We start from the raw sequence: 21,160 nt of genomic DNA, 5'->3' as shown, positions 1-21,160 counted from the left end.
AAACAGCAAACAATGCCCGCCCATCAAGCGATGGCGGGCATTTTCATTGGAGATTTGACATGACCGCACAACTCATCGACGGCAACGCCCTTTCCCGCCAACTGCGCGAATCGGTCTCGCAACGCGTGGCCGCCCTCAAGGCCCAGGGCGTCACGCCCGGCCTGGCCGTGATCCTGGTGGGGGACAACCCTGCAAGCCAGGTCTACGTTCGCAACAAGGTCAAGGCCTGCGAAGACACTGGCATGCACTCGGTGCTGGAGAAGTACGACGCCACCTTGACCGAGGCCGAACTGCTGGCCCGGGTGGACGCGCTGAACAACGATCCCAGCATCCACGGCATCCTGGTCCAGCTGCCCCTGCCCGCCCACATGGACGCCCACAAGGTCATCGAGGCCATCTCCCCCGCCAAGGATGTGGATGGCTTCCACGTGGCCAGCGCCGGTGCGCTGATGGTGGGTCAGCCCGGCTTCTGGCCCTGCACCCCCTACGGCTGCATGAAGATGCTGGAAAGCATCGGCTACAACCTGCGCGGCAAGCACGCGGTGGTGATCGGGCGCAGCAACATCGTGGGCAAACCCATGGCGCTGATGCTGCTGCAGCAGAACGCCACCGTCACCGTCTGCCACAGCGCCACCCCCGACCTGAAGGCCATGACCCTGCAAGCCGATGTGATCGTGGCAGCCGTGGGCAAGCGCAACGTGCTCACCGCCGACATGGTCAAACCCGGCGCGGTGGTGATCGACGTGGGCATGAACCGCAATGACGAAGGCAAGCTCTGCGGCGACGTGGACTTTGCGGGCGTGAAGGAAGTGGCCAGCCACATCACGCCCGTGCCCGGCGGCGTGGGCCCCATGACCATCACCATGTTGATGGTGAACACGCTGGAGTCGGCCGAACGCAGCCTCAGCCCGGCGGCGTGAGCACGGCCCCCACCCGGGGGGCCATGTCCGCCTGGGGCAACGGGCGGCTGTACAGGTAGCCCTGCGCCAGTTCACACCCGTGGGCCAGCAGGAACTCGGCCTGCTCCAGGGTTTCGACCCCTTCGGCCACCACCTGCTGATTGAGGCAGCGGGCAATGGACAAGATGGCCCGCACCAGCTCCGCCCGGTAGCGGTCGGTGGTGACGGACTGAATGAAAGACCGGTCGATCTTGAGCGTGTCGATGGGAAAACGGGCCAGGTAACTCAGGGCCGAGTACCCGGTGCCAAAGTCGTCAATGGCAATGGTGAAGCCCATGCTGCGCAGGGCCTCCAGCGTTTGCAGCACCCGGCCATCTTCATCAAGCAACAGGCTCTCGGTGATCTCAAGCTCGATCCAGGCGGCCTGGCAACCTGTGTCCACCAAGGTCTGGGCCAAATGGGGCAGCAAGCCCGGCGTTTGCAGCTGGCGTGCCGACAGGTTGACGGCCACCTTGTGCACCGGCTGGTGGGGGGCGTTCCACTCGGCGGCGGCACGGCAGGCCTGCTGCAGCACCCACGCGCCAATGTCCACGATCAAACCCGCGTCCTCGGCCACCGGAATGAACTGGTTGGGCGGCACATTCCCCAACACGGGGTTGCACCAGCGCAGCAAGGCCTCCGAGCCCTGCACCACACCGGAGTGCAACGCCACCTTGGGCTGGTAATGCAAGGTCAACTCGTTGCGCTCCAGGGCGCGGCGCAAACCCTGTTCCAGCGTCAGGCGTTCCTGGGCGGTGGCCGTCAGGTCCTTGGAATAGAAACGGAACCCGTTGCGCCCCAGGCGTTTGGCCGAATACATGGCCGAGTCGGCATGCCGAACCAACTCGTCGCTGTCGGTCCCATCCTGGGGGAAAACCGAAATGCCAATGCTGCACGACACGATCACGTCACGCCCGGTGAGCGCAAAACTGCGGTCAAAAGCCGCCTGCACCTTTTGAACCACCCGGCCCAGGCTCTCGGTGTCGCGCACTTGGGGCAGCAGCACCCCGAACTCGTCCCCCCCCAGGCGGGCCACGGTGTCATACCCTCTGACCGAGTCGCGCAGCCGGTGGGCGGCCTCCCTCAGCAGCTCGTCCCCCGCCGCGTGGCCCAGGGTGTCGTTGATCTGCTTGAAGCGATCCATGTCCACGATCATCACCCCCGCCACGTGCTGGTGCCACGAGGCTTCGGCAATCATTTGCGTCAGTCGATCGTTGAACAACACGCGGTTAGCCAACCCGGTCAACGGGTCGTAGAAGGCCATTTGGTGGATCTTGTCCTGGTAGGCACGCAATTCGCTGATGTCGCGCCCGACCGCCAGCACACTCACCACGGTGTTGGCGGCGTCAAACTCGGGGGACAAGGTCACCATGCTGCACACGGTTTGGCCCCGGGCGTTGTGCCAATGCAGTTCAAGGGTTGATCGCTCGGCAGACGCAAACACCGAGGCCAACGCAGACTCCAGCACCTCCCCGGCCTGTGTCCCGATGAACTCTGATGGTCTCAATCCCACCAGGGCATCGGGCAAGCGGTCCATTTGGTCGGCCATGGCCGGGTTGGCGTACAGGCATTTCAGCTGCGGATCGAAGCGGGCCGTGGCATCGGGCGAGTGCTCCACCAGTGAGCGGTATTTGTGCTCCTCGCGCGCCAATGCGGCCTGCAATTCCATGCGAGCGGTCACGTCGCGGGAGACGGTGATCAGGTGCGGGTCGTGGTTGTCCGGCGACGCCATCCTGGACACCGACAACTCGAACCAGCGGGTGCCGCTGGGCGTGTCGATGCGAATGACCTTGCCGAACGACTGACCAGTCAATGCGGCTTCCTCAAGCGCGGACCGTCCAATGGCAGCGCTTTCGGGTGACAGGACGTCATCCAGGCACCGCCCCAGCAGCTGCTCGCGCGAGGCCGCCAGCAACTCCGGGTTTTTGGTCCACACGTTGAGGTAACGCCCTTCGCGGCTGACCTCAAACAGCACGTCAGGAAACGCGTCGATCACCCCTTGCAACAAGGCCAGGATCTGTTGCAGGTCGTGCTCGGTCTGCTTGCGGTCTGTGATGTCTCGCGAAAAACCCACGGTGCCCAACAAATCGCCATCCAGATGCAACGGCGAGCGCCAGGTCTCCGTCCACTTGGCGCCGCCGGGAAAGTCAGGGTGAAACTCTTCTTCGCACAACACCTGCCCGGACGATATCACCCGCTGGTCGCCCTCGGCGTAACTCGCAGCCCAACCCTCGGGAACCAGGTCGAAGTCCGTCTTGCCAATGAGGGCAGAGGCCTCTTCGAGGTTGGCCCAGCGGGCTGATTCCCGGTTGGCCACCTGAATGACGCCCTGAGGGTCTTTCCACCACACCAGAAACGGAAACACATCAAGGATCGCCTGCAACTGCCGATCCCTGCGCTTGAGCTCGGTTTGGTGCGCCTCCCGTTCGGACACGTTGCGGGCCATGGACACAAAGTACAACCGACCGGCCACGGACAGGCAGGTGCCATTCACGTCAACGGGAATCAACTGCCCGGATCGGGTGCGGTGGTGGGTGTGGAAGCCCCGGCGATCACCAGCCGCCCAGGTGCCTGCCAACAACTGCGGCCAAGTCACGTGGGGGTCGATGTCGGGCGGCCCCATGGCCAGCAACTCGTCCTCAGAATATCCCAGCAAACGGCAGGCGGCTCCGTTCACGTAGACAAATCGGCGTTGATCATCTTCCAGAAAAATCGCGTCCTGGCACTGGGCCAGCGCGGCTTCCAGCAGCGTCAACCTGGGCAATGCGGTGTTCAGCGGTGGAGACATGAAGTGGATGACTCTGGGGCACAACAACCGCGCAAACGCGGCTCCAAACAAGCCGCGCGGGGTGTTGGGCGCCTGGAACAGGTGCCAGATGACCAGCCGCAGTGACCAGCCGCCCGTGGGGGTTGAACGCTCAGCCGCCGATCATGCCACGAGGCCGAGCCACCCCAAAATCAGAAAACAATCACTCGTAGCGAACCGACACAATTTCGTAGCGGCGGGTGCCGCCCGGGGCCTGCACTTCCACGCTGTCGCCTTCGTCCTTGCCAATCAGGGCGCGGGCAATGGGGCTGCTGATGTTGACGCGGCCCAGCTTCAGGTCGGCCTCGTCTTCACCCACGATTTGGTACGTGACCTTGGCGCCGGAGTCTTCGTCTTCCAGGTCCACCGTGGAGCCGAACACCACCTTGCCGCCTGCGTCCAGTGCCGCCGGGTCGATGACCTGGGCCACAGACAGCTTGCCCTCGATCTCGGCAATGCGCCCCTCGATGAAGCCTTGGCGTTCCTTGGCGGCATCGTAGTCGGCGTTTTCGCTCAGGTCGCCCTGGGCGCGTGCTTCCGCAATGGCGTTGATCACCCAGGGGCGGTCAACCGTCTTCAGTTTGTGCAGCTCGGCTTTCAGCGCTTCGGCACCGCGCTTGGTCACGGGAAAGGTGGCCATGAGGGAGTCTCCAAAACAAAGGGGCCAGAAAACAGCCCCGGTAAAAAGCAAACCGCCGATCGTTTCCGGTCGGCGGCGTTGCGAAAGATTATGCACCGAAACCCCGGCAAGGCGCTCCTTGCTCGAGGTTGGAACGGTCAGGCGGTCAAATCACGCGGTCAATTGGGCGTGCATTTCCTGCACGGAAATCACGTCCAGTTGGTCCATGACCTTCATGCCTTCCACCGCGGCCTCAGCGCCGGCAATGGTGGTGAAGGTGGTCACGCGGGCCAGCAGTGCCGACGTGCGGATGTGGCGCGAGTCGGCGATGGCGTTGCGACGCTCTTCCACGGTGTTGATGACCATGGCGATTTCGTCGTTCTTGATCATGTCCACGATGTGCGGACGGCCTTCGGTCACCTTGTTGACCGTGGTCACGGCCACCCCAGCAGCGGCAATGGCGGCCGCCGTGCCCTTGGTGGCCACCAGGTCAAAGCCCAGTGCGGCCAAGCCACGGGCGACTTCCACGGCGCGGGGCTTGTCGCTGTTCTTGACCGACAGGAACACCTTGCCCGCTGAGCTGCCATCGGCCTTGACAGGCCGGGGCAGCTTGGTGCCCGCGCCCATCTGGCTCTTGACGAAGGCTTCGCCAAAGGTCTTGCCCACGCCCATCACCTCGCCGGTGGACTTCATCTCGGGGCCCAGGATGGTGTCCACACCCGGGAACTTGACGAAGGGGAACACCGCTTCCTTCACGCTGTAGTACGGCGGCGTGACTTCCTTCGTCATGCCCTGGCTGGCCAGTGTCTGACCGGCCATGCAACGCGCCGCCACCTTGGCCAGCTGGATACCGGTGGCCTTGGACACATAGGGCACGGTGCGGCTGGCGCGGGGGTTGACCTCCAGCACGTAGATGATGTCCTGGCCGTCGATCTGCTGAATGGCGAACTGCACGTTCATCAGACCCACCACATTCAGCGCACCCGCCATGGCGGCGGACTGGCGCTTGAGCTCGACCACGGTGGCCGCGCTCAGGCTGTAGGGGGGCAGCGAGCAGGCGGAGTCGCCCGAGTGGACGCCCGCTTGTTCGATGTGCTCCATGACCCCACCGATCAGCGTCTGCCCGGCGTTGTCGCGCAGGCAGTCCACGTCACATTCGATGGCGTCGTTCAGGAAACGGTCCAGCAGCACCGGGCTGTCGTTGCTGACCTTGACGGCCTCGCGCATGTAGCGTTCCAGGTCGCGCTGTTCGTGCACGATTTCCATGGCCCGGCCACCCAGCACGTAGCTGGGGCGCACCACCAAGGGGTAACCCAGCGAAGCGGCCTTTTCCAGGGCCTCGGCCTCGGTGCGGGCGGTGGCGTTGGGGGGCTGCTTCAGATTCAACTCGCGCAGCAGAGCGGAGAAACGCTCACGGTCTTCAGCCGCGTCGATCATGTCGGGGCTGGTGCCGATGATGGGCACGCCATTGGCTTCCAGGCCCAGCGCCAGTTTCAGCGGGGTCTGGCCACCGTACTGCACGATGACGCCGGTGGGCTTTTCCTTGTCCACGATTTCCAGCACGTCTTCCAGCGTCAGCGGCTCGAAGTACAGGCGGTCGGAGGTGTCGTAGTCGGTGGACACGGTTTCCGGGTTGCAGTTGACCATGATGGTCTCGTACCCGTCTTCGCGCATGGCCAGCGCGGCGTGCACACAGCAGTAGTCGAACTCAATGCCCTGGCCGATGCGGTTGGGGCCACCGCCCAGCACCATGATCTTTTTCTTGTCCGACGGGTCGGCCTCGCACTCTTCCTCGTAGGTGGAGTACATGTAGGCGGTGTTGGTGGCGAACTCGGCGGCACAGGTGTCCACCCGCTTGTAGACCGGACGCACATTCAGCGCACGGCGGGCTTCGCGCACGGCGGTGTCGGTGGTGCCCAGCAGCTTGGCCAGGCGGCGGTCGGAAAAACCTTTCTTCTTGAGCGCACGCAACTCGTCAGCACTCAGGCTGGCCAGGGCACCGGTGCCCTTTTCGGCGGTGAGCTTGTCCAGCGCCAGTTCGTTCTTGACGATGTCTTCGATCTGCACCAGAAACCACTTGTCGATCTTGGTGATGTCGTGCACTTCGTCCAGCGACCAGCCGGCGGCAAAGGCATCGCCCACGTACCAGATGCGCTCGGGGCCGGGCTCGCCCAGCTCGCGCTCCAGGATTTCGCGGTCCTGGGTTTTTTCGTTCATGCCGTCCACGCCCACTTCCAGGCCGCGCAAGGCCTTCTGGAAGCTTTCCTGGAAGGTGCGGCCCATGGCCATGACCTCGCCCACGCTCTTCATCTGCGTGGTCAGGCGGCTGTCGGCGGCGGGGAATTTTTCAAACGCAAAACGCGGGATCTTGGTGACCACGTAGTCGATGCTGGGTTCGAAACTGGCGGGTGTGGCACCGCCGGTGATTTCGTTGCGCAGCTCGTCCAGTGTGTAACCCACGGCCAGCTTGGCCGCCACCTTGGCGATGGGGAAGCCCGTGGCCTTGGAGGCCAGTGCCGACGAACGCGACACGCGGGGGTTCATCTCGATGACGATCATGCGACCGTCCTTGGGGTTGACCGAGAACTGCACGTTGGAGCCGCCCGTGTCCACCCCGATCTCGCGCAGCACCGCCAAACTGGCGTTGCGCATGATCTGGTATTCCTTGTCGGTCAGCGTCTGGGCCGGGGCCACGGTGATCGAGTCACCGGTGTGCACCCCCATGGGGTCCAGGTTCTCGATCGAGCAGATGATGATGCAGTTGTCCGCCTTGTCGCGCACCACCTCCATCTCGTACTCTTTCCAGCCCAGCAGCGACTCTTCGATGAGCAGCTCGTTGGTCGGCGAGGCTTCCAGGCCGCGCTTGCAGATGGTCTCGAATTCTTCGGGGTTGTAGGCAATGCCGCCGCCCGTGCCCCCCAGCGTGAAGCTGGGGCGGATCACGGTGGGGAAACCCACGGCCTTTTGCACCGCCCAGGCTTCGTCCATGCTGTGGGCAATGCCGGAACGGGCGGAACCCAGACCGATCTTGGTCATGGCGTCCTTGAACTTCAGGCGGTCCTCGGCCTTGTCGATGGCTTCGGGCGTGGCACCGATCAGCTCCACCTTGTACTTGTCCAGCACGCCGTGGTGCCACAGGTCCAGGGCGCAGTTCAGCGCGGTCTGGCCACCCATGGTGGGCAGGATGGCGTCGGGGCGCTCCTTGGCGATGATCTTCTCGACCGTCTGCCAGGTGATGGGCTCGATGTAGGTCACGTCCGCCGTGGCGGGGTCGGTCATGATCGTGGCCGGATTGCTGTTGATCAGGATGACCTTGTAGCCCTCCTCGCGCAGCGCCTTGCAGGCCTGAACGCCGGAGTAATCGAACTCACAGGCCTGGCCGATGATGATGGGGCCGGCCCCGATGATGAGGATGCTTTTCAGGTCTAGACGCTTGGGCATGGTGACGATGTGTGAAAGAGGTTCTCGTGCAGCGTGGGGGCAAACCGTGGGTCAGGGCGTGGTGGCACGGGCCAGACGCAGCCCGAAACCCACGAACAGGCAGCCCACCGAGGCGTTCAGCAGGGCCGACAGGCGTCGGCGGGTGCGAAACACCGCGGCCAGCTGGTTCCCGGCAAAAATCAAGGCGCTGAGGTACAGCAGACTGAAGAACTGCGCAATGACACCGAGCACCAGAAAGCTCAGGGCCGGATGCTCATAAGCTGCATCAACAAACTGCACAAAAAACGAGATGAAGAAAAAGATGGCCTTGGGGTTGAGCAGGCTGATGGACATGGCCCGTTGGAACGGGCGCGTGGCCACCGGATGCGCCACAGCGGCGGTTACCGCAGGAGCCTTGCCACGCCACGAGAGCCATGCACTGCGCAGCATGGACAGGCCCAACCACCCCAGGTAGATGGCACCGGCGTACTTGACCAGCATGAACAGCCAGGGCGTGGCCGCCAGCACCGAGGCCAGGCCGGCCGCGGACAGCACCATCAGGATGGTGTCACCCACAAACACCCCACTGGCCGCCCGGTACCCCTGCGCCACGCCGTGGCGTGACGCCACGGACAGCACGTACATGGAGTTGGGCCCCGGCAGCAGCACGATGAAGATCGTGCCCAGCACATAGGTGGTGAGGTCGGTGATGCCAAACATGGTGCTGCGATCCTGGGGCTCAGCGGGCCTTTTCCATCAGACCGATGAAACGGTCGAACAGGTAGGCGATGTCGTGCGGCCCCGGCGAGGCTTCCGGGTGGCCCTGGAAGCAGAACGCAGGCTTGTCGGTGCGGGCCAGGCCTTGCAGCGTGCCATCGAACAGGCTCACGTGCGTGGGGCGCAGGTTGGCGGGCAAGGTCTTTTCGTCCACCGCAAACCCGTGGTTCTGGCTGGTGATGCTGACGCGGCCCGTGTCCAGGTCCTTGACCGGGTGGTTGGCCCCGTGGTGGCCGAACTTCATCTTGAAGGTCTTGGCCCCGCTGGCCAGCGCCATGATCTGGTGCCCCAGGCAGATGCCAAAGGTGGGAATGCCGGTTTCGATGAGCTCGGCCGCCGCGGCAATGGCGTAGTCGCAAGGCTCCGGGTCCCCAGGGCCGTTGGACAGGAACACCCCGTCGGGCTGGTGCTTGAGCACCTCAGCGGCGGGGGTCTGAGCGGGCACCACGGTCACCTTGCAGCCACGTTCGGCCAGCATGCGCAGGATGTTGTACTTCACACCGAAGTCATAGGCCACCACGTGGAAACGGGGGGCGGATTGCTTACCATAACCCGTGCCCAGTTTCCATTCGGTCTGGGTCCAGTCGTAGCCTTGGGCGCCTGACACCACCTTGGCCAGGTCCAGACCGGCCATGCTGGGCGCAGCCTGGGCAGCGGCCACGGCGCGGGCCTTGGCTTCGTCGGTCACGGCTTCACCCTCGGCCAGCGCCAGGATGCAGCCGTTCTGTGCGCCATGGGTGCGCAAACGGCGGGTGAGTGCACGGGTGTCCAGCCCGGCGATGGCCACGGTGTTCTCGCGCTGGAGGTAGTCGGACAGCGTGAGGGTCTTGCGGAAATTGGAGGACAGCAGGGGCAGGTCTTTGATGATCAGGCCGGCGGCAAACACCTTGCGCGCCTCGACATCTTCTTCATTGACCCCGTAGTTGCCGATGTGCGGATACGTCAGGGTGACGATCTGCTGGCAGTAGCTGGGGTCGGTGAGGATTTCCTGGTAGCCGGTGATGGCGGTGTTGAACACCACCTCGCCCACGGTCTGGCCGGGGGCACCGATGGACTGACCAGTAAAGACCGTGCCGTCTGCCAGAGCGAGAATGGCTTTTGGAAGGACGGGATGCACGGGATTCTCCTGTTGGCTGCACCCCTGAAGCCCCTCTTCCTGGTGCGTTCAAGCCGCCCCCGGCTCTGACAGCGCGGGCAGCGAACAAGTGCGAAAAGGACAAGGGAGTGACGGCTGAACCGACCGCAGCAGGGGCGCTTAGCGGGTTGCGGGTAAACCTGCTGATTATAGCTTCCGCCCCATCATGGAGCAGGCCTGACCAGCCTCACCACGAGTTCGTTCTGCTTGTTGACATCTCCGGCCGGCTCGCCGGTGGCGAAGCTCAAGGCCCAGCCCGACCGGGGCGACACCCGGTTGACGTTGGTCGGCGTGGTGCCCGACATGATGTTGCCGTAGTTGTACATGTTCACATTGCCGCCAAGGATGGAGGACGATGCCGTCCAATGCCATTCGGCGGGCGTGCCCGGGAACCACTGCGCATCCACCCAGGGGGCACGTTTGCCCCGATCGGGCCCGCTTTTGACTTCGGTGCTCTCGGGTTTGAGCATGATGAGCCGCAACTCAGGGATGTGCGGTAAACGCCATTTCAGCCCGGATGCCTTGGCCTCCCGTGCCGCACGGGCCTGGGCTGACTGGAAGTCCAGCCGATCCGGAAAACCCCAGCAGGTGGCACCGGTCCAGCGCATGCCCTCCACACAGCGTCGCCACACCAGCTTGGCACGGCGGTCCAGCAACTCCTGACCGTCACCCAACACCTCAAACCGGGCCGGTGCCGGGGCATTGGCGACCTTCTCCGCCACAGCCGCCCCACCCGGATCGGCTGCCCAGGCCTGCAACCCCACGCTGCCCCCCCACACCAGCACACAAACCAGGCCAAGGTCCCGACGGTGAAACCGAACAACCGGGGTGAGCAGCAAGGGGTTCATGGTTTGGGGGCACTGGCGTGCAGGCAGATGGCCGCGGCGGCGGCCACGTTGAGGGATTCTTCACCCCCGGGCTGGGCAATGCGGATGTGGTGCTGGGCCCTGGCCATCAGCTCGGGGCCCACGCCCTGCCCTTCGTGCCCCATGACCCACGCGCAGGGCCACGGCAGGCGGGCGTGGTGCACCCAATCCCCCTGATGGGAACTGGTCACCACCAAGGGCACTTGGAGTGCGGACAGGGCATCGGCTTCCAGCCCTTCCAGCAGGTGGAGCCCGAAATGCGCCCCCATGCCCGCCCGGACCACCTTGGTGGACCACAGCGCCGCCGTGCCTTTGAGCGCCACCACCTGCTTGAACCCGAAGGCCCCCGCACTGCGCAAGATGGAGCCGACGTTGCCCGCGTCCTGCACGCGGTCCAGCACCACGGTGGGGGCATTCACGTCCAAGGAGGGCATGACAGGCAGATCGACCACAAAACCCAAGGACGTGGCGGATTCCAGCGCCGTCAGCTCGCCCATCAAGGCATCGGGGATCAGCACTGTTTTGGTAGCACGATCACCAATAACATCAAGCGGCAGAGGCCATTTTGACTCACAAACCACCACCACCGCGGGCTGCACGCCCCGCTGCAACAGAGCACGCCCCAGGTGATCGCCTTCCAACCACACCTGGCCCAGCTTGCGGTAGGCCGTGCTGTCGCGCGAAAGCTGGCGCAGGCGCTTGATCAGCGGGTTGTCGCGGGAGGTGATGAATTGGGGTTCCGAAGCATGGGAAGACATATGGAAAGGGATTGTCGTTCCTATTCAAAGCCACACATCACATCCCCGCACAGAAAGCGGCTCAGTCGGAACGTGCGCGTTCGGGGCGGGGTAACACCCAATGGCTGGCGGTTGGATCATGTTTAGACTTCCGTCATTTTTTTGCTCAACCATTCAGCATGCATTTCTCATTCAGGGCCTTTCATGTCATTTTGTCGGGTTGGATTGCGCTGCAAGGTGGGTTGGCCACCTCTGCTTGGGCGCAAGACATGACCGACGCCCAACGTCAGGCGTACCGCCGACCCGACTCCATCCCGTTCCCCAAAGACAACCCCTACACCCCGGAAAAGGCCGCGTTGGGCAAGATGCTGTTTTTTGACCCTCGGCTGTCTCGGGACAAGAACCTCAGCTGCGCCAGTTGCCACAATCCCAGTTTTGGCTGGGAAGTCCCCTTTGCCACGGCCATTGGAGCCGGAGGCAAGCCGCTCGGTCGCCATGCCCCGACCGTGCTGAACTTGGCGTGGGGCAAGCAATTCTTCTGGGATGGCCGCGCCCCTTCACTCGAAGCTCAGGCCCGCGGCCCCATTGAAGCGCCGGTTGAAATGGACTTGCCACTGCCCACCGCCGTCGCCCGCCTGAAGCAGGTGAATGGCTACGTATCCGCATTTTCAAAAGCGTTCCCACAAGACGGGTTGTCTGAAACCACCCTGCTCAAGGCCCTGGCCACGTACGAACGGACCATCGTCACAGGGGACACCCCGTTTGACCGTTGGGCTCGGGGAGACGCCAAGGCGGTCAGCGCGGAGGTCAAGCGTGGTTTTGCCTTGTTCACCGGAAAGGCCCAATGTGCCAGCTGCCACACAGGCTGGAACTTCACCGATCACCAGTTTCACGACATTGGTTTGGACACCGAAGACAAAGGCCGCATGAACGTCAGCCAAGATGCAAAGGACTTGCACGCGTTCAAAACACCTGGACTGAGGGAAATTGCTGCACGTGCACCCTACATGCATCACGGTCAAGTGGGCTCTTTGGAGGCCGTCGTTGCGCACTACGTCACGGGTGGTCAAGCACGCCCATCTCGTTCGCCGCTGATGAAGCCCATTGAACTGACTGCACAGGAGACTGGGGATTTGGTGGCGTTCTTGCGCAGCCTCTCCAGCCCACAGGCCACCCTGACCATGCCCAACTTGCCCTCGCACTGAACATGAACTTTGTCCAACGAATCTACCTGAGCATTGGCATTCTGCTCGCTCTGCTGGCGGTACAGGGTGCCCAATCGCTGTACCAAGTCTCCAGACTGTCGTCCGCCACCGACGACGTGGTGGCCAGCGGCCACCTGTCCAACGACAGCCATCGGCTCTGGGCAGCCTTCCTGAGCACCGAACAAGCCCTGAAGAACGCCATGGCCTTTGATGATGCCGACAGCGCCGCCACACAGCGCACGCACTTCAACCGCCAAGCGCAGCTGCTGCGTGAGTCCATGCAGGCCTTGCAGACCACAGCACCCGCCGACCTTCAGCGTGACACCCAGAGTGTTTCCGACAAGGTCAACACTTGGCTGGCGTTGGCGTCCCGCCATGTGGCCGCGGACAGCGCCACCGACATCCCGTCCTACCACCTGATCAACGCTTCGCGAGACGAACTGGATGCCGAAGTCTCCGCTCTGGTCAGCCGCAGTGCCGAATGGACCGCCTCAACCGTGGCCGCCAGCCATGCCATGGCCGACAGCGCCACACGGTGGACCCTGGGTGATCTGGTTCTGGCCATTGCGCTGGGTGTCTCTCTGGGCTGGCACACCCTCAAAAGCCTGCACCGCCAGTTGGGCGCCGATGTCCGGGAGGTGGTGAGGGTGGCCAATGCCGTGGCCGATGGCGACTTGACCTTGCACATTGCGGCCAAAGAACAGTCTCCTGGCAGCGTGATTGCCGCCATGGCTCGAATGCAGTCGTCGCTGGAAAACACCGTGCTGCGGGTCATTGATGTCAGCCAACGGATCGCCCTGGGGTCCACCGAAATTGCGACAGACAACACCCAGCAAAGTCAGCGCGCCGAACAGCAAGCCGCGTCATTGGAGCAAACGGCGGCCACCGTGAAAGAGCTGGGCACCACCGTCAAACGCAATGCCGACAGTGCCGCCCAGGCCAGCGAATTGGCCCATCAGGCCAGCACCGTGGCAACCCGAGGGGGAGCCGTGGTGGGGCAAGCAGTGGTCATGATGCAGGAGATCAATGGCAGTGCGCGGAAGATTGCCGACATCATCGGTGTGATTGACGGCATTGCCTTTCAGACCAACATCCTGGCCCTCAACGCCGCTGTTGAAGCGGCTCGTGCGGGCGAACAAGGCCGGGGGTTTGCGGTGGTGGCCTCAGAGGTGCGCAACTTGGCGCAACGTTCCGCTGCAGCCGCCCGAGAGATCAGTGCACTCATCAACTCCAGCGTCGAGCGGGTGGATGCAGGAAGCACCCTGATCGACCAGGCTGGACGCACCATGGAGGATGTGGTCCAGGCCATCGAGCGGGTGAACCATGTCATGGCCGAGATTCGCAATGCCAGCATCGAACAAAGCACCGAAGTGGAACAGGTCAGTCGGTCGATGTTCGACCTGGATCGAGCCACCCAACAAAACGCCGAATTGGCGGTGCAAAGTGCCGCAGCAGCCACGACCCTGAAGGCGCACGGGCAACAACTGGCCCAAGCCATGACATTCTTCAAAGTGGCGCGCACCCCTTCGCGAACCGAAGCCCCCGCGGATCAGCACGCCGTGTGACGACGCCCCACGCCCCGGATGCTCACTGCGGGGGGCGGTCAATGACCCAGGCCACCGGCGCAAACGAGCGCCGGTGGTGGGGCGTGGCCCCCAGCTGGGCAAGGGCTTCCAGGTGCTCGGCCGTTCCATACCCCTTGTGGCGGGCAAAGCCGTAGCCCGGATGGGCTTGGTCCAGCTCCAGCAGCATGCGGTCGCGGGTGACCTTGGCCAGGATGGAGGCGGCGGAAATGGCAGGCACCTTGTCGTCGCCTTTGACGATGGCTTCGGCCAGCACGTCCAGGCGCGGCAGGCGGTTGCCATCCACCAGCACCTTGTGCGGCTTGAGGCGCAAGCCCTCCACCGCGCGTTGCATGGCCAGCAGGGTGGCTTGCAGGATGTTGAGGCGGTCGATTTCATCCACCGACGCCTGGGCCACCGAGCAGCACAGGGCCTTGGCTCGAATCTCGTCGAACAAGGCATCCCGGCGCGCCGCCGTCAGCTTCTTGGAATCGGCCAAGCCAGCAATGGGGTTGTGGTCGTCCAGGATGACGGCGGCGGCCACCACCGGTCCGGCCAGCGGTCCACGTCCGGCTTCGTCCACCCCGGCCAACAGACCCGGGACATCCCAGCACAAGGGGGTTTGAACAGGTTCAGCCTGGGCGCGGGGCTTGCGCTTGGGGCGAGATTTGCCTGCAGCAGCGCGCCCTTTCTGCGCCGCCGTGGGTCGGGCGGCGCTCACGCCATCCCTCCCACCGCGGGGGACGCGGGGCGCATGCAGCGCTCGATGGCGTCCGCCGCCAGGGCTTCGGTGTCGCGCATCAGCGTGTGGTGCAAGGCGGTAAAACGTTGTTGCACCGCGGCCACCCGCTCGGGCTGGCGGAACCACGCCAGCACCTGATCGGCCAGGGCCTGGGGCGTGGCCTGGTCTTGCAACAGCTCGGGCACCACAAAGTCACGGCACAGGATGTTGGGCAGCCCCACCCAGGGTTGGAGTTTCTTGCGGCGCATGATTTGCCAGCTCAACCAGTTCATGTTGTAGGCAATGACCATGGGGCGCTTGAACAGCGCCGCCTCCAGCGTGGCGGTGCCGCTGGCAATCAGCGTCACGTCGCAAGCGGCCAAGGCCGCGTGCGACTGGCCATTGCACACCGTGACCCGCCCCTGCAACGCACGGCCCACGGCGCTTTGGCGGCCCAGGGCGTGCAGCTTGGCTTCGACGGTGGTCCGCAAGGCGGGCAAGGTGGGCAATACAAAATGTGTAGCAGGCTGCGCTTTCAGAACAAGCGCTGCAGCGTCAAAAAACCTTGAAGCCAGGTAGTCCACCTCAGAGCGTCGGCTGCCTGGCAGCAGCGCCACCACGGGTGCGTCGGCAGGCAAACCCAAGGCCGTGCGGGCGGCGGCCCGGTCGGGGGCCATGGGAATCAATGGGGCCAGCGGGTGACCGATGTAGGTGGACGCAATGCCATGCTGGGCCAGCAGTTCCGGCTCAAACGGGAAGATGCACAACACGTGGTCCACACTGGCCTTGAGCTTGCTCACCCGCTCGGGCCGCCACGCCCAGATGGACGGACACACCAGGTGCACGGTGGGAATGCCCTGCGCCCGCAGCGCGGCTTCCAGGTCCAGATTGAAGTCGGGGGCATCCACCCCCACAAACACGCGGGGCGGGGCGGCCAGCAGGCGTTGTTTGAGCTGTTCGCGAATGCCCACAATCTCGCGGTAGTGCCGCAGCACCTCCACGTAACCCCGCACCGCCAGCTTGTCGCTGGGCCACCAGGCGTCGAACCCCTGGGCCAGCAGTTGGGGGCCGCCAATGCCCGCCGAGGTCCATTCAGGATGGCGTGTTCGCAGCCCCCGCAACACCACGGCGCCCAGCAGGTCGCCCGAGGCTTCGCCCGCCACCCACACCAAGTCAGGCGCCGACGTTGAAGCCGCAGAAGAAAGAGACAGAGAACTCATGACAACAGCGTATGCCGGGAACAGTCAGACGCAACACCGGCGTGGATCAGCTCAGGCGGCCCACCGTCAGCGCACGATGCCGCGCTGGGCCGACACCCCATCCAGGAACGTGCACATGCTCTGCACGTCAGGCGCGGCTTCGGGGAAGCGCTCGGGCAGGGCTGCAATGGCATCCCGCGCCTGGGCCAGGGTCAGCTCGTCGCGGTACAACGCCTTGTGCATGGCCTTCACCGCGCCAATGCGCTCGGCCGAAAACCCGCGGCGGCGCAAGCCTTCAAAGTTCATGGAACGGCCTGCCGCCGGTTGCCCCTGGCACATGACAAACGGGGGCACGTCGGCAAACAGCAGCGAACACATGGCCGTCATGGCGTGGGCACCAATGCGCACAAACTGGTGCACCACGGTGAAGCCGCCAAAAATGACCCAGTCGCCCACCTCCACATGCCCGGCCAGCTGTGTGTTGTTGGCAAAAATGGTGTGGTTGCCCACCAGGCAGTCGTGCGCCAGGTGGGTGTAGGCCATCATCCAGTTGTCGTTGCCCAAGCGGGTGACACCACCGCCCTGCACCGTGCCGATGTGGTAGGTGCTGAACTCGCGGATGGTGTTGCGGTCGCCAATGAGCAACTCGCAGGGTTCCCCCGCGTACTTCTTGTCCTGGTTGATCGCTCCGAGCGACACGAACTGGAAAATCCGGTTGTCGCAGCCGATGGTGGTGTGCCCCTCAATGACGCTGTGCGGACCCACGGTGGTGCCCGCCCCGATCTTGACGTGGGGGCCGATGACCGTGTACGGGCCGACGCTGACGGACGAGTCCAGCTCGGCCTTGGGGTCAATGACGGCGGTGGGGTGGATGAGGTTCACGATCAAGCGATGGTGCGCATGGTGCACATCAGCTCGGCTTCGGTGGCCACTTCGCCATCGACCGACGCCTGCGCCTTGAACTTGAAGATGCCCGCTTTCACCCGCAGGATCTCCACCTCCAGCACCAGCTGGTCACCCGGTTCCACCGGGCGCTTGAAGCGGGCCCCGTCGATGCCGGCAAAGTAGTACACGGTTTTGTCGTCGGGCGTGATGCCCTGGGTGTCAAAGGCCAGCAGGGCTGCAGCCTGGGCCAGGGCTTCCAGCATCAACACGCCGGGCATGACCGGGCGGTGGGGGAAGTGCCCCATGAAAAACGGCTCGTTGATGGACACGTTTTTCAGCGCCTTGATGCGCTTGCCTTTTTCAACCTCCAGCACCCGGTCCACCAGCAAAATGGGGTAACGGTGGGGCAGTTGCTTGAGGATTTGGTGGATGTCCATCATGGTTGTTGGTTTCTTTTTTCGAGTTGCTTGATGCGCTCACGCAAGGCATGCAATTGCCTCAGCGTGGCTGCGTTTTTTTCCCAGGCGGCATTGTCGTCGATGGGGAACACGCCGCTGTATTGACCGGCCTTGCGCAGCGAACGCATCACCACGCTGGCGGCAGACACATGCACATGGTCGGCCAGCTCCAGGTGGCCCAACACCACCGCACCACCGCCCACCGTGCAGTGCGCACCAATGCGGGCGCTGCCCGCCACCCCGGCACACCCGGCCATGGCGGTGTGGGCACCCACGTGCACGTTGTGACCGATCTGCACCAGGTTGTCGAGCTTGACACCGTCTTCAATGACGGTGTCGTCCAGCGCCCCGCGGTCCACGCAGGTGTTCGCGCCCAGTTCCACATCGTCGCCAATGCGCACCGCGCCCAGTTGCTCGATCTTGACCCAGGTGCCCTGGTGCGGCGCAAAGCCAAAACCATCGGCCCCGATCACCACGCCACTGTGCAAGATGCAGCGCTGGCCCACGCGACAACGTTCGCCCAGCACCACCCGTGCATGAAGGTGTGACTGTGCGCCCACCTGAGCGCCGTCTTCCAGCACCACATGGGCGTCCAGGCGAACACCATCCCCCACCACGGCATGGGCACCCACCACCACAAACGGCCCGATGCGAACGCCCTGCCCCAGCTGGGCCGAAGGGTCTATGCAGGCCGATGGGTGGACAGATGCTCCAATCTCAGGAGCACTGCCCCTTTTCCACCATTGCGTGAGCAAGGCGAAATAGTGGTAAACATCATCGGTGACAATGCAGGAGCCGCGGGCCAAGGCTTGGGCGGCCAACGCGGGGGGCACGATCAACGCCCCTGCCCGCGTGGTCTCCAGCAGTTTGGCGTACCGGGCGTGGCTGACAAATGCCAAATCCGTCTCGGTGGCCGTCTCCAAGGGGGCCAAGCGCTGCACCATGCCGTCAGCACCGTGCAACTGCCCCCCCAGCGCGGATGTGATCGCGCTCAGCCGATGCGACACCCCGGGCATCACCCGGTCACTTGGCGGTGTTGATGACCTTCAGCACCTTGTCGGTGATGTCGTGCTTGGGGCTGATGTACACAGCCTCTTGCAGGATCAGGTCGTACTTTTCGTTTTCGGCCACCTGTTTGATGACCTTGTTGGCGCGCTCGATGACCTGTTGCAGCTCTTCGTTCTTGCGCTGAGCCAGGTCTTCCTGGAACTCGGTGCGACGGCGGCGGTAGTCACGGTCCTGCTCCATCAGCTGGCGCTGGCGGGTGGTGCGCTGGGTTTCCGACAGCGTGGGGCCTTCGCGCTCGAACTTGTCGCCAGCGGTCTTGAGCTGGGCGCCTTGGTCGTCCAGCTCTTTTTCACGCTTGGAGAACTCGCGCTCCAACTTGGCCTGGGCATCCTTGGCGGGGTTGGACTCGCGGAAGATCCGGTCGGTGTTCACAAAACCGATCTTGAAGTCTTGGGCCCACGATGTGGCCAGGCTCAGACCGAGGGCGATTGCAACAGCAGTTTGACGCAGAGTGGATTTCATCAGAACGAGGTACCGATTTGAAACTGGACTTTTTGGATTTTATCGCCCGCAAATTTGCGGATCGGGTTGGCAAAGGCAATTCGCAGCGGACCGACCGGAGACAACCAGCTCAAGCCAAAGCCCACAGATGAGCGCATCAGCTTGAAATCCACCTTTTCGGTCTCGCCATAGACGTTACCGACATCGAAGAAACCGAACAGACGCAGTGTGCGGTCATTGCCCGCCCCGGGGAATGGGGCCAGCAGTTCGGCATTGAACCCAATTTTCTTGGGGCCACCGATGAACGCCCCGGTGATGTCACGCGAACCCAGCGTGCCCTGTTCGAAACCCCGGACCGAGCCCAAGCCACCACCAAAAAAGTTCTTGAACACCGGGAACGGGCGCCCGCCCAAACCCTTGCCCCACCCCAACTCGGTGTTGAAGGCCAGCGTGAACTGCTTGTTCAACGGAATGTACTGCTGGAATTGGTAGTTGGCCCGCAGGTAGCGGGTGTCGGCAGCAATGCCCCATTCGGTTTGCACCTTTTGCATGCGGCCCGACGTGGGCACCAGGGCGCTGTCGCGGTCGTCTCGGGTCCAACCCACGGTCAAGGGCACCGAGGTGCTGCGCACCCCGTACTGGCGTGCAAATTCCAGGTAGGCCGCGGGCATGCTGGTGCCGGACACGATCTTGGTGGATTCCACCCCGGCACCGAAAAACACCGTGTCGGTTTCGGTGAACGGAATGCCGAAACGGATGTTCACCCCAGGGGTGATCAGTTGGTAGTCACCCCCCTGCTGGGTGTAGGGCCGGGTGGTCTTGTAGAACACGTCCACCGTGCGGGAAATGCCATCTTGCGTGAAGTAGGGGTCGGTGGTGGTCACCGACACCTGGCGGTTGAACTTGCTGGTGTTCAGGTCCAGGCCCAGGTAGTTGCCGGTGCCAAAGACGTTTTCCTGCTTGATGCCGCCAATGAACGACAGCTTTTCAGACTGGGAGTAGCCCAGCCCCAACGACAGGTTGCCTGTGGGCTTTTCGGCCACCGTGACCAGCAAGTCCACCTGATCGGGGGCGCCTGCCACGTCTTGCGTGTCAATGCCCACCTGGGTGAAAAAGCCCAAGCGGTCCACACGGTCGCGGGACAGTTTGATGCGGTCGCTGTCATACCACGCGGCCTCGAACTGGCGGAACTCGCGGCGGATCACTTCGTCGCGGGTGCGGTTGTTGCCGGCCACATTGATGCGACGCACATAGGCACGGCGGGAAGGCTGGGCCTGGATCACCAAGTCCACACGGTTGTTGACCCGGTCGATCTGCGGCACCGCTTCCACGCGGGCGAAGGCAAAGCCGAACTTGCCGAAGTAGTCGGAAAACGCCTTGGTGGTTTCGGTCACGCGATCGGCGTTGTAGGCTTCCCCGGCCTTGACGGTGATCATGGACTTGAAGTCGTCTTCCTTGTCGAGGTAGTCCCCCTCCAACTTCACCGACGACACCACATAGCGGTTGCCCTCGGACACGTTGATGGTGATGGACATCTCTTCCTTGTCGGGAGACAAGGCCACCTGGGTGGATTCGATGTTGAACTCCAGGTAACCCCGACTCAGGTAGTAGGAGCGCAGGGTTTCCAGATCGGCGGCCAGCTTGGCACGGGAATACCGATCGGACTTGGTGTACCACGACAGCCAGCCGCCCGTGTCCAAGTCGAACAGATCCCGCAGGGTGGACTCGCTGAAGGCTGAATTGCCCACGATGCGCAGCTCGCGAATCTTGGCCACATCGCCTTCGGTCACCGTGAAATTGAGGTTGACCCGGTTGCGCTCGATGGGGGTCACGGTGGTCACCACCTGGGCCCCGTACATGCTGCGGTTCAGGTACTGGCGCTTGAGCTCCTGCTCGGCCCGGTCGGCCAGGGCTTTGTCAAAGGGGCGGGCCTCGGTCAGGCCCACATCGCGCAGGGCCTTGACCAGCACCTCTTTGTCAAATTCCTTGACGCCCGAAAACCCGATGTCGGCAATGGTGGGCCGTTCTTCCACCACCACCACCACCACATCGCCATTCACTTCAACCCGAACGTCCTTGAACAGGCCCAGGCCAAACAAGGCCCGAATGGCGGCGGCACCCCGGTCGTCGCTGTAGGTGTCCCCCACGCGAAAAGGCAAGGAGGCAAAGACCGTGCCCGGCTCGACGCGCTGAAGACCTTCGATGCGAATGTCACGCAAGGCGAAAGGCTCCACCGCCCATGCGGGCAGTGTCACCACCAAAGCAGCCAGTGCGGTTGCCAGGCCACGGTTGGATAGAGGTTTTTGTTTCATGTGCGGGGAAG

The 21,160-nt window shown here is 63.6% G+C and carries 17 protein-coding genes; 3 read left to right on the top strand and 14 right to left on the bottom strand.

Features of this window, described 5'->3' with window-relative positions; all coding sequences use genetic code 11:
- Positions 1-59 precede the first annotated feature (59 nt).
- Positions 60-920 carry a bifunctional methylenetetrahydrofolate dehydrogenase/methenyltetrahydrofolate cyclohydrolase gene (gene folD / locus ACYVB7_RS12775; protein WP_460508191.1) on the top strand — a complete coding sequence of 287 codons (861 nt, stop codon included), beginning with the start codon at positions 60-62 and terminating at the stop codon, positions 918-920.
- Here folD and ACYVB7_RS12770 read toward each other — a convergent pair.
- The 7 genes from ACYVB7_RS12770 to ACYVB7_RS12740 form a co-directional block, all read right to left on the bottom strand.
- On the bottom strand, positions 904-3,726 hold the full coding sequence (locus tag ACYVB7_RS12770) for a sensor domain-containing protein (RefSeq protein WP_460508188.1): 2,823 nt from the start codon (positions 3,724-3,726) through the stop codon (positions 904-906). The two genes, folD and ACYVB7_RS12770, sit on opposite strands and share 17 nt — an antisense overlap.
- Positions 3,727-3,907: 181 nt before the next feature.
- Positions 3,908-4,384: a transcription elongation factor GreA gene (gene greA, locus ACYVB7_RS12765; protein ID WP_460508185.1), complete on the bottom strand. Its 477-nt coding sequence runs from the start codon at positions 4,382-4,384 to the stop codon at positions 3,908-3,910.
- 150 nt (positions 4,385-4,534) lie between these two features.
- Positions 4,535-7,804, bottom strand: a complete 3,270-nt coding sequence (gene carB, locus ACYVB7_RS12760; protein ID WP_460508183.1) for a carbamoyl phosphate synthase large subunit — start codon at positions 7,802-7,804, stop codon at positions 4,535-4,537.
- A gap of 51 nt (positions 7,805-7,855) precedes the next feature.
- Positions 7,856-8,503 (bottom strand): leucine efflux protein, encoded by a 648-nt coding sequence (gene leuE, locus ACYVB7_RS12755; RefSeq protein ID WP_460508181.1) that lies wholly within the window; start codon positions 8,501-8,503, stop codon positions 7,856-7,858.
- 19 nt (positions 8,504-8,522) lie between these two features.
- Positions 8,523-9,677: a carbamoyl-phosphate synthase small subunit gene (gene carA / locus ACYVB7_RS12750; protein WP_460508179.1), complete on the bottom strand. Its 1,155-nt coding sequence runs from the start codon at positions 9,675-9,677 to the stop codon at positions 8,523-8,525.
- 182 nt (positions 9,678-9,859) lie between these two features.
- On the bottom strand, positions 9,860-10,543 hold the full coding sequence (locus tag ACYVB7_RS12745; protein ID WP_460508176.1) for an Lcl C-terminal domain-containing protein: 684 nt from the start codon (positions 10,541-10,543) through the stop codon (positions 9,860-9,862).
- Positions 10,540-11,319 (bottom strand): TrmH family RNA methyltransferase, encoded by a 780-nt coding sequence (locus tag ACYVB7_RS12740; RefSeq protein WP_460508175.1) that lies wholly within the window; start codon positions 11,317-11,319, stop codon positions 10,540-10,542. Before ACYVB7_RS12740 ends, ACYVB7_RS12745 begins: the two co-directional genes overlap by 4 nt.
- Before the next feature lie 248 nt (positions 11,320-11,567).
- Between ACYVB7_RS12740 and ACYVB7_RS12735 the strand changes: the two genes are divergently transcribed.
- A complete protein-coding gene (locus ACYVB7_RS12735; protein ID WP_460508172.1) occupies positions 11,568-12,503 on the top strand; it encodes a cytochrome-c peroxidase in 936 nt (311 codons plus the stop codon).
- A 2-nt stretch (positions 12,504-12,505) separates the two neighbouring features.
- Positions 12,506-14,068 carry a methyl-accepting chemotaxis protein gene (locus ACYVB7_RS12730; RefSeq protein WP_460508170.1) on the top strand — a complete coding sequence of 521 codons (1,563 nt, stop codon included), beginning with the start codon at positions 12,506-12,508 and terminating at the stop codon, positions 14,066-14,068.
- A gap of 22 nt (positions 14,069-14,090) precedes the next feature.
- Here ACYVB7_RS12730 and rnhB read toward each other — a convergent pair whose 3' ends face one another.
- From rnhB to bamA, 7 genes are all read right to left on the bottom strand, one after another.
- Positions 14,091-14,681 carry a ribonuclease HII gene (rnhB, locus tag ACYVB7_RS12725; protein WP_460508358.1) on the bottom strand — a complete coding sequence of 197 codons (591 nt, stop codon included), beginning with the start codon at positions 14,679-14,681 and terminating at the stop codon, positions 14,091-14,093.
- A 101-nt stretch (positions 14,682-14,782) separates the two neighbouring features.
- Positions 14,783-16,006, bottom strand: coding sequence for a lipid-A-disaccharide synthase (gene lpxB / locus ACYVB7_RS12720; RefSeq protein ID WP_460508168.1), 1,224 nt, complete (start codon positions 16,004-16,006; stop codon positions 14,783-14,785).
- Positions 16,007-16,072: 66 nt separating this feature from the next.
- Entirely contained in the window at positions 16,073-16,867 is a 795-nt protein-coding gene (gene lpxA, locus ACYVB7_RS12715) for an acyl-ACP--UDP-N-acetylglucosamine O-acyltransferase (RefSeq protein WP_460508166.1), read from the bottom strand.
- A gap of 2 nt (positions 16,868-16,869) precedes the next feature.
- Positions 16,870-17,310 (bottom strand): 3-hydroxyacyl-ACP dehydratase FabZ, encoded by a 441-nt coding sequence (gene fabZ, locus ACYVB7_RS12710; protein ID WP_460508164.1) that lies wholly within the window; start codon positions 17,308-17,310, stop codon positions 16,870-16,872.
- Complete coding sequence (gene lpxD, locus ACYVB7_RS12705) at positions 17,307-18,335, bottom strand: UDP-3-O-(3-hydroxymyristoyl)glucosamine N-acyltransferase (protein ID WP_460508356.1); 1,029 nt, start codon at positions 18,333-18,335, stop codon at positions 17,307-17,309. The genes fabZ and lpxD overlap by 4 nt, the downstream gene beginning before the upstream one ends.
- A 16-nt stretch (positions 18,336-18,351) precedes the next feature.
- Entirely contained in the window at positions 18,352-18,858 is a 507-nt protein-coding gene (locus tag ACYVB7_RS12700; protein ID WP_460508162.1) for an OmpH/Skp family outer membrane protein, read from the bottom strand.
- Complete coding sequence (gene bamA, locus ACYVB7_RS12695; RefSeq protein ID WP_460508159.1) at positions 18,858-21,149, bottom strand: outer membrane protein assembly factor BamA; 2,292 nt, start codon at positions 21,147-21,149, stop codon at positions 18,858-18,860. Before bamA ends, ACYVB7_RS12700 begins: the two co-directional genes overlap by 1 nt.
- Between the last annotated feature and the right edge of the window lie 11 nt (positions 21,150-21,160).

Source organism: Hydrogenophaga soli (assembly GCF_054777695.1).
Note: the sequence above shows the minus strand (reverse complement) of the source record. Positions and strands in the feature narration are given on the sequence as shown.

What these genes read in the sequence shown, in the direction of transcription:
- ACYVB7_RS12745 (WP_460508176.1), bottom strand. Translation starts at nt 10,543, where the DNA reads ATGAACCCCTTGCTGCTCACCCCGGTTGTTCGGTTTCACCGTCGGGAC.
- bamA (WP_460508159.1), bottom strand. Translation starts at nt 21,149, where the DNA reads ATGAAACAAAAACCTCTATCCAACCGTGGCCTGGCAACCGCACTGGCT.
- greA (WP_460508185.1), bottom strand. Translation starts at nt 4,384, where the DNA reads ATGGCCACCTTTCCCGTGACCAAGCGCGGTGCCGAAGCGCTGAAAGCC.
- lpxB (WP_460508168.1), bottom strand. Translation starts at nt 16,006, where the DNA reads ATGAGTTCTCTGTCTCTTTCTTCTGCGGCTTCAACGTCGGCGCCTGAC.
- folD (WP_460508191.1), top strand. Translation starts at nt 60, where the DNA reads ATGACCGCACAACTCATCGACGGCAACGCCCTTTCCCGCCAACTGCGC.
- ACYVB7_RS12740 (WP_460508175.1), bottom strand. Translation starts at nt 11,319, where the DNA reads ATGTCTTCCCATGCTTCGGAACCCCAATTCATCACCTCCCGCGACAAC.
- leuE (WP_460508181.1), bottom strand. Translation starts at nt 8,503, where the DNA reads ATGTTTGGCATCACCGACCTCACCACCTATGTGCTGGGCACGATCTTC.
- ACYVB7_RS12730 (WP_460508170.1), top strand. Translation starts at nt 12,506, where the DNA reads ATGAACTTTGTCCAACGAATCTACCTGAGCATTGGCATTCTGCTCGCT.
- ACYVB7_RS12770 (WP_460508188.1), bottom strand. Translation starts at nt 3,726, where the DNA reads ATGTCTCCACCGCTGAACACCGCATTGCCCAGGTTGACGCTGCTGGAA.
- ACYVB7_RS12735 (WP_460508172.1), top strand. Translation starts at nt 11,568, where the DNA reads ATGACCGACGCCCAACGTCAGGCGTACCGCCGACCCGACTCCATCCCG.
- carB (WP_460508183.1), bottom strand. Translation starts at nt 7,804, where the DNA reads ATGCCCAAGCGTCTAGACCTGAAAAGCATCCTCATCATCGGGGCCGGC.
- fabZ (WP_460508164.1), bottom strand. Translation starts at nt 17,310, where the DNA reads ATGATGGACATCCACCAAATCCTCAAGCAACTGCCCCACCGTTACCCC.
- ACYVB7_RS12700 (WP_460508162.1), bottom strand. Translation starts at nt 18,858, where the DNA reads ATGAAATCCACTCTGCGTCAAACTGCTGTTGCAATCGCCCTCGGTCTG.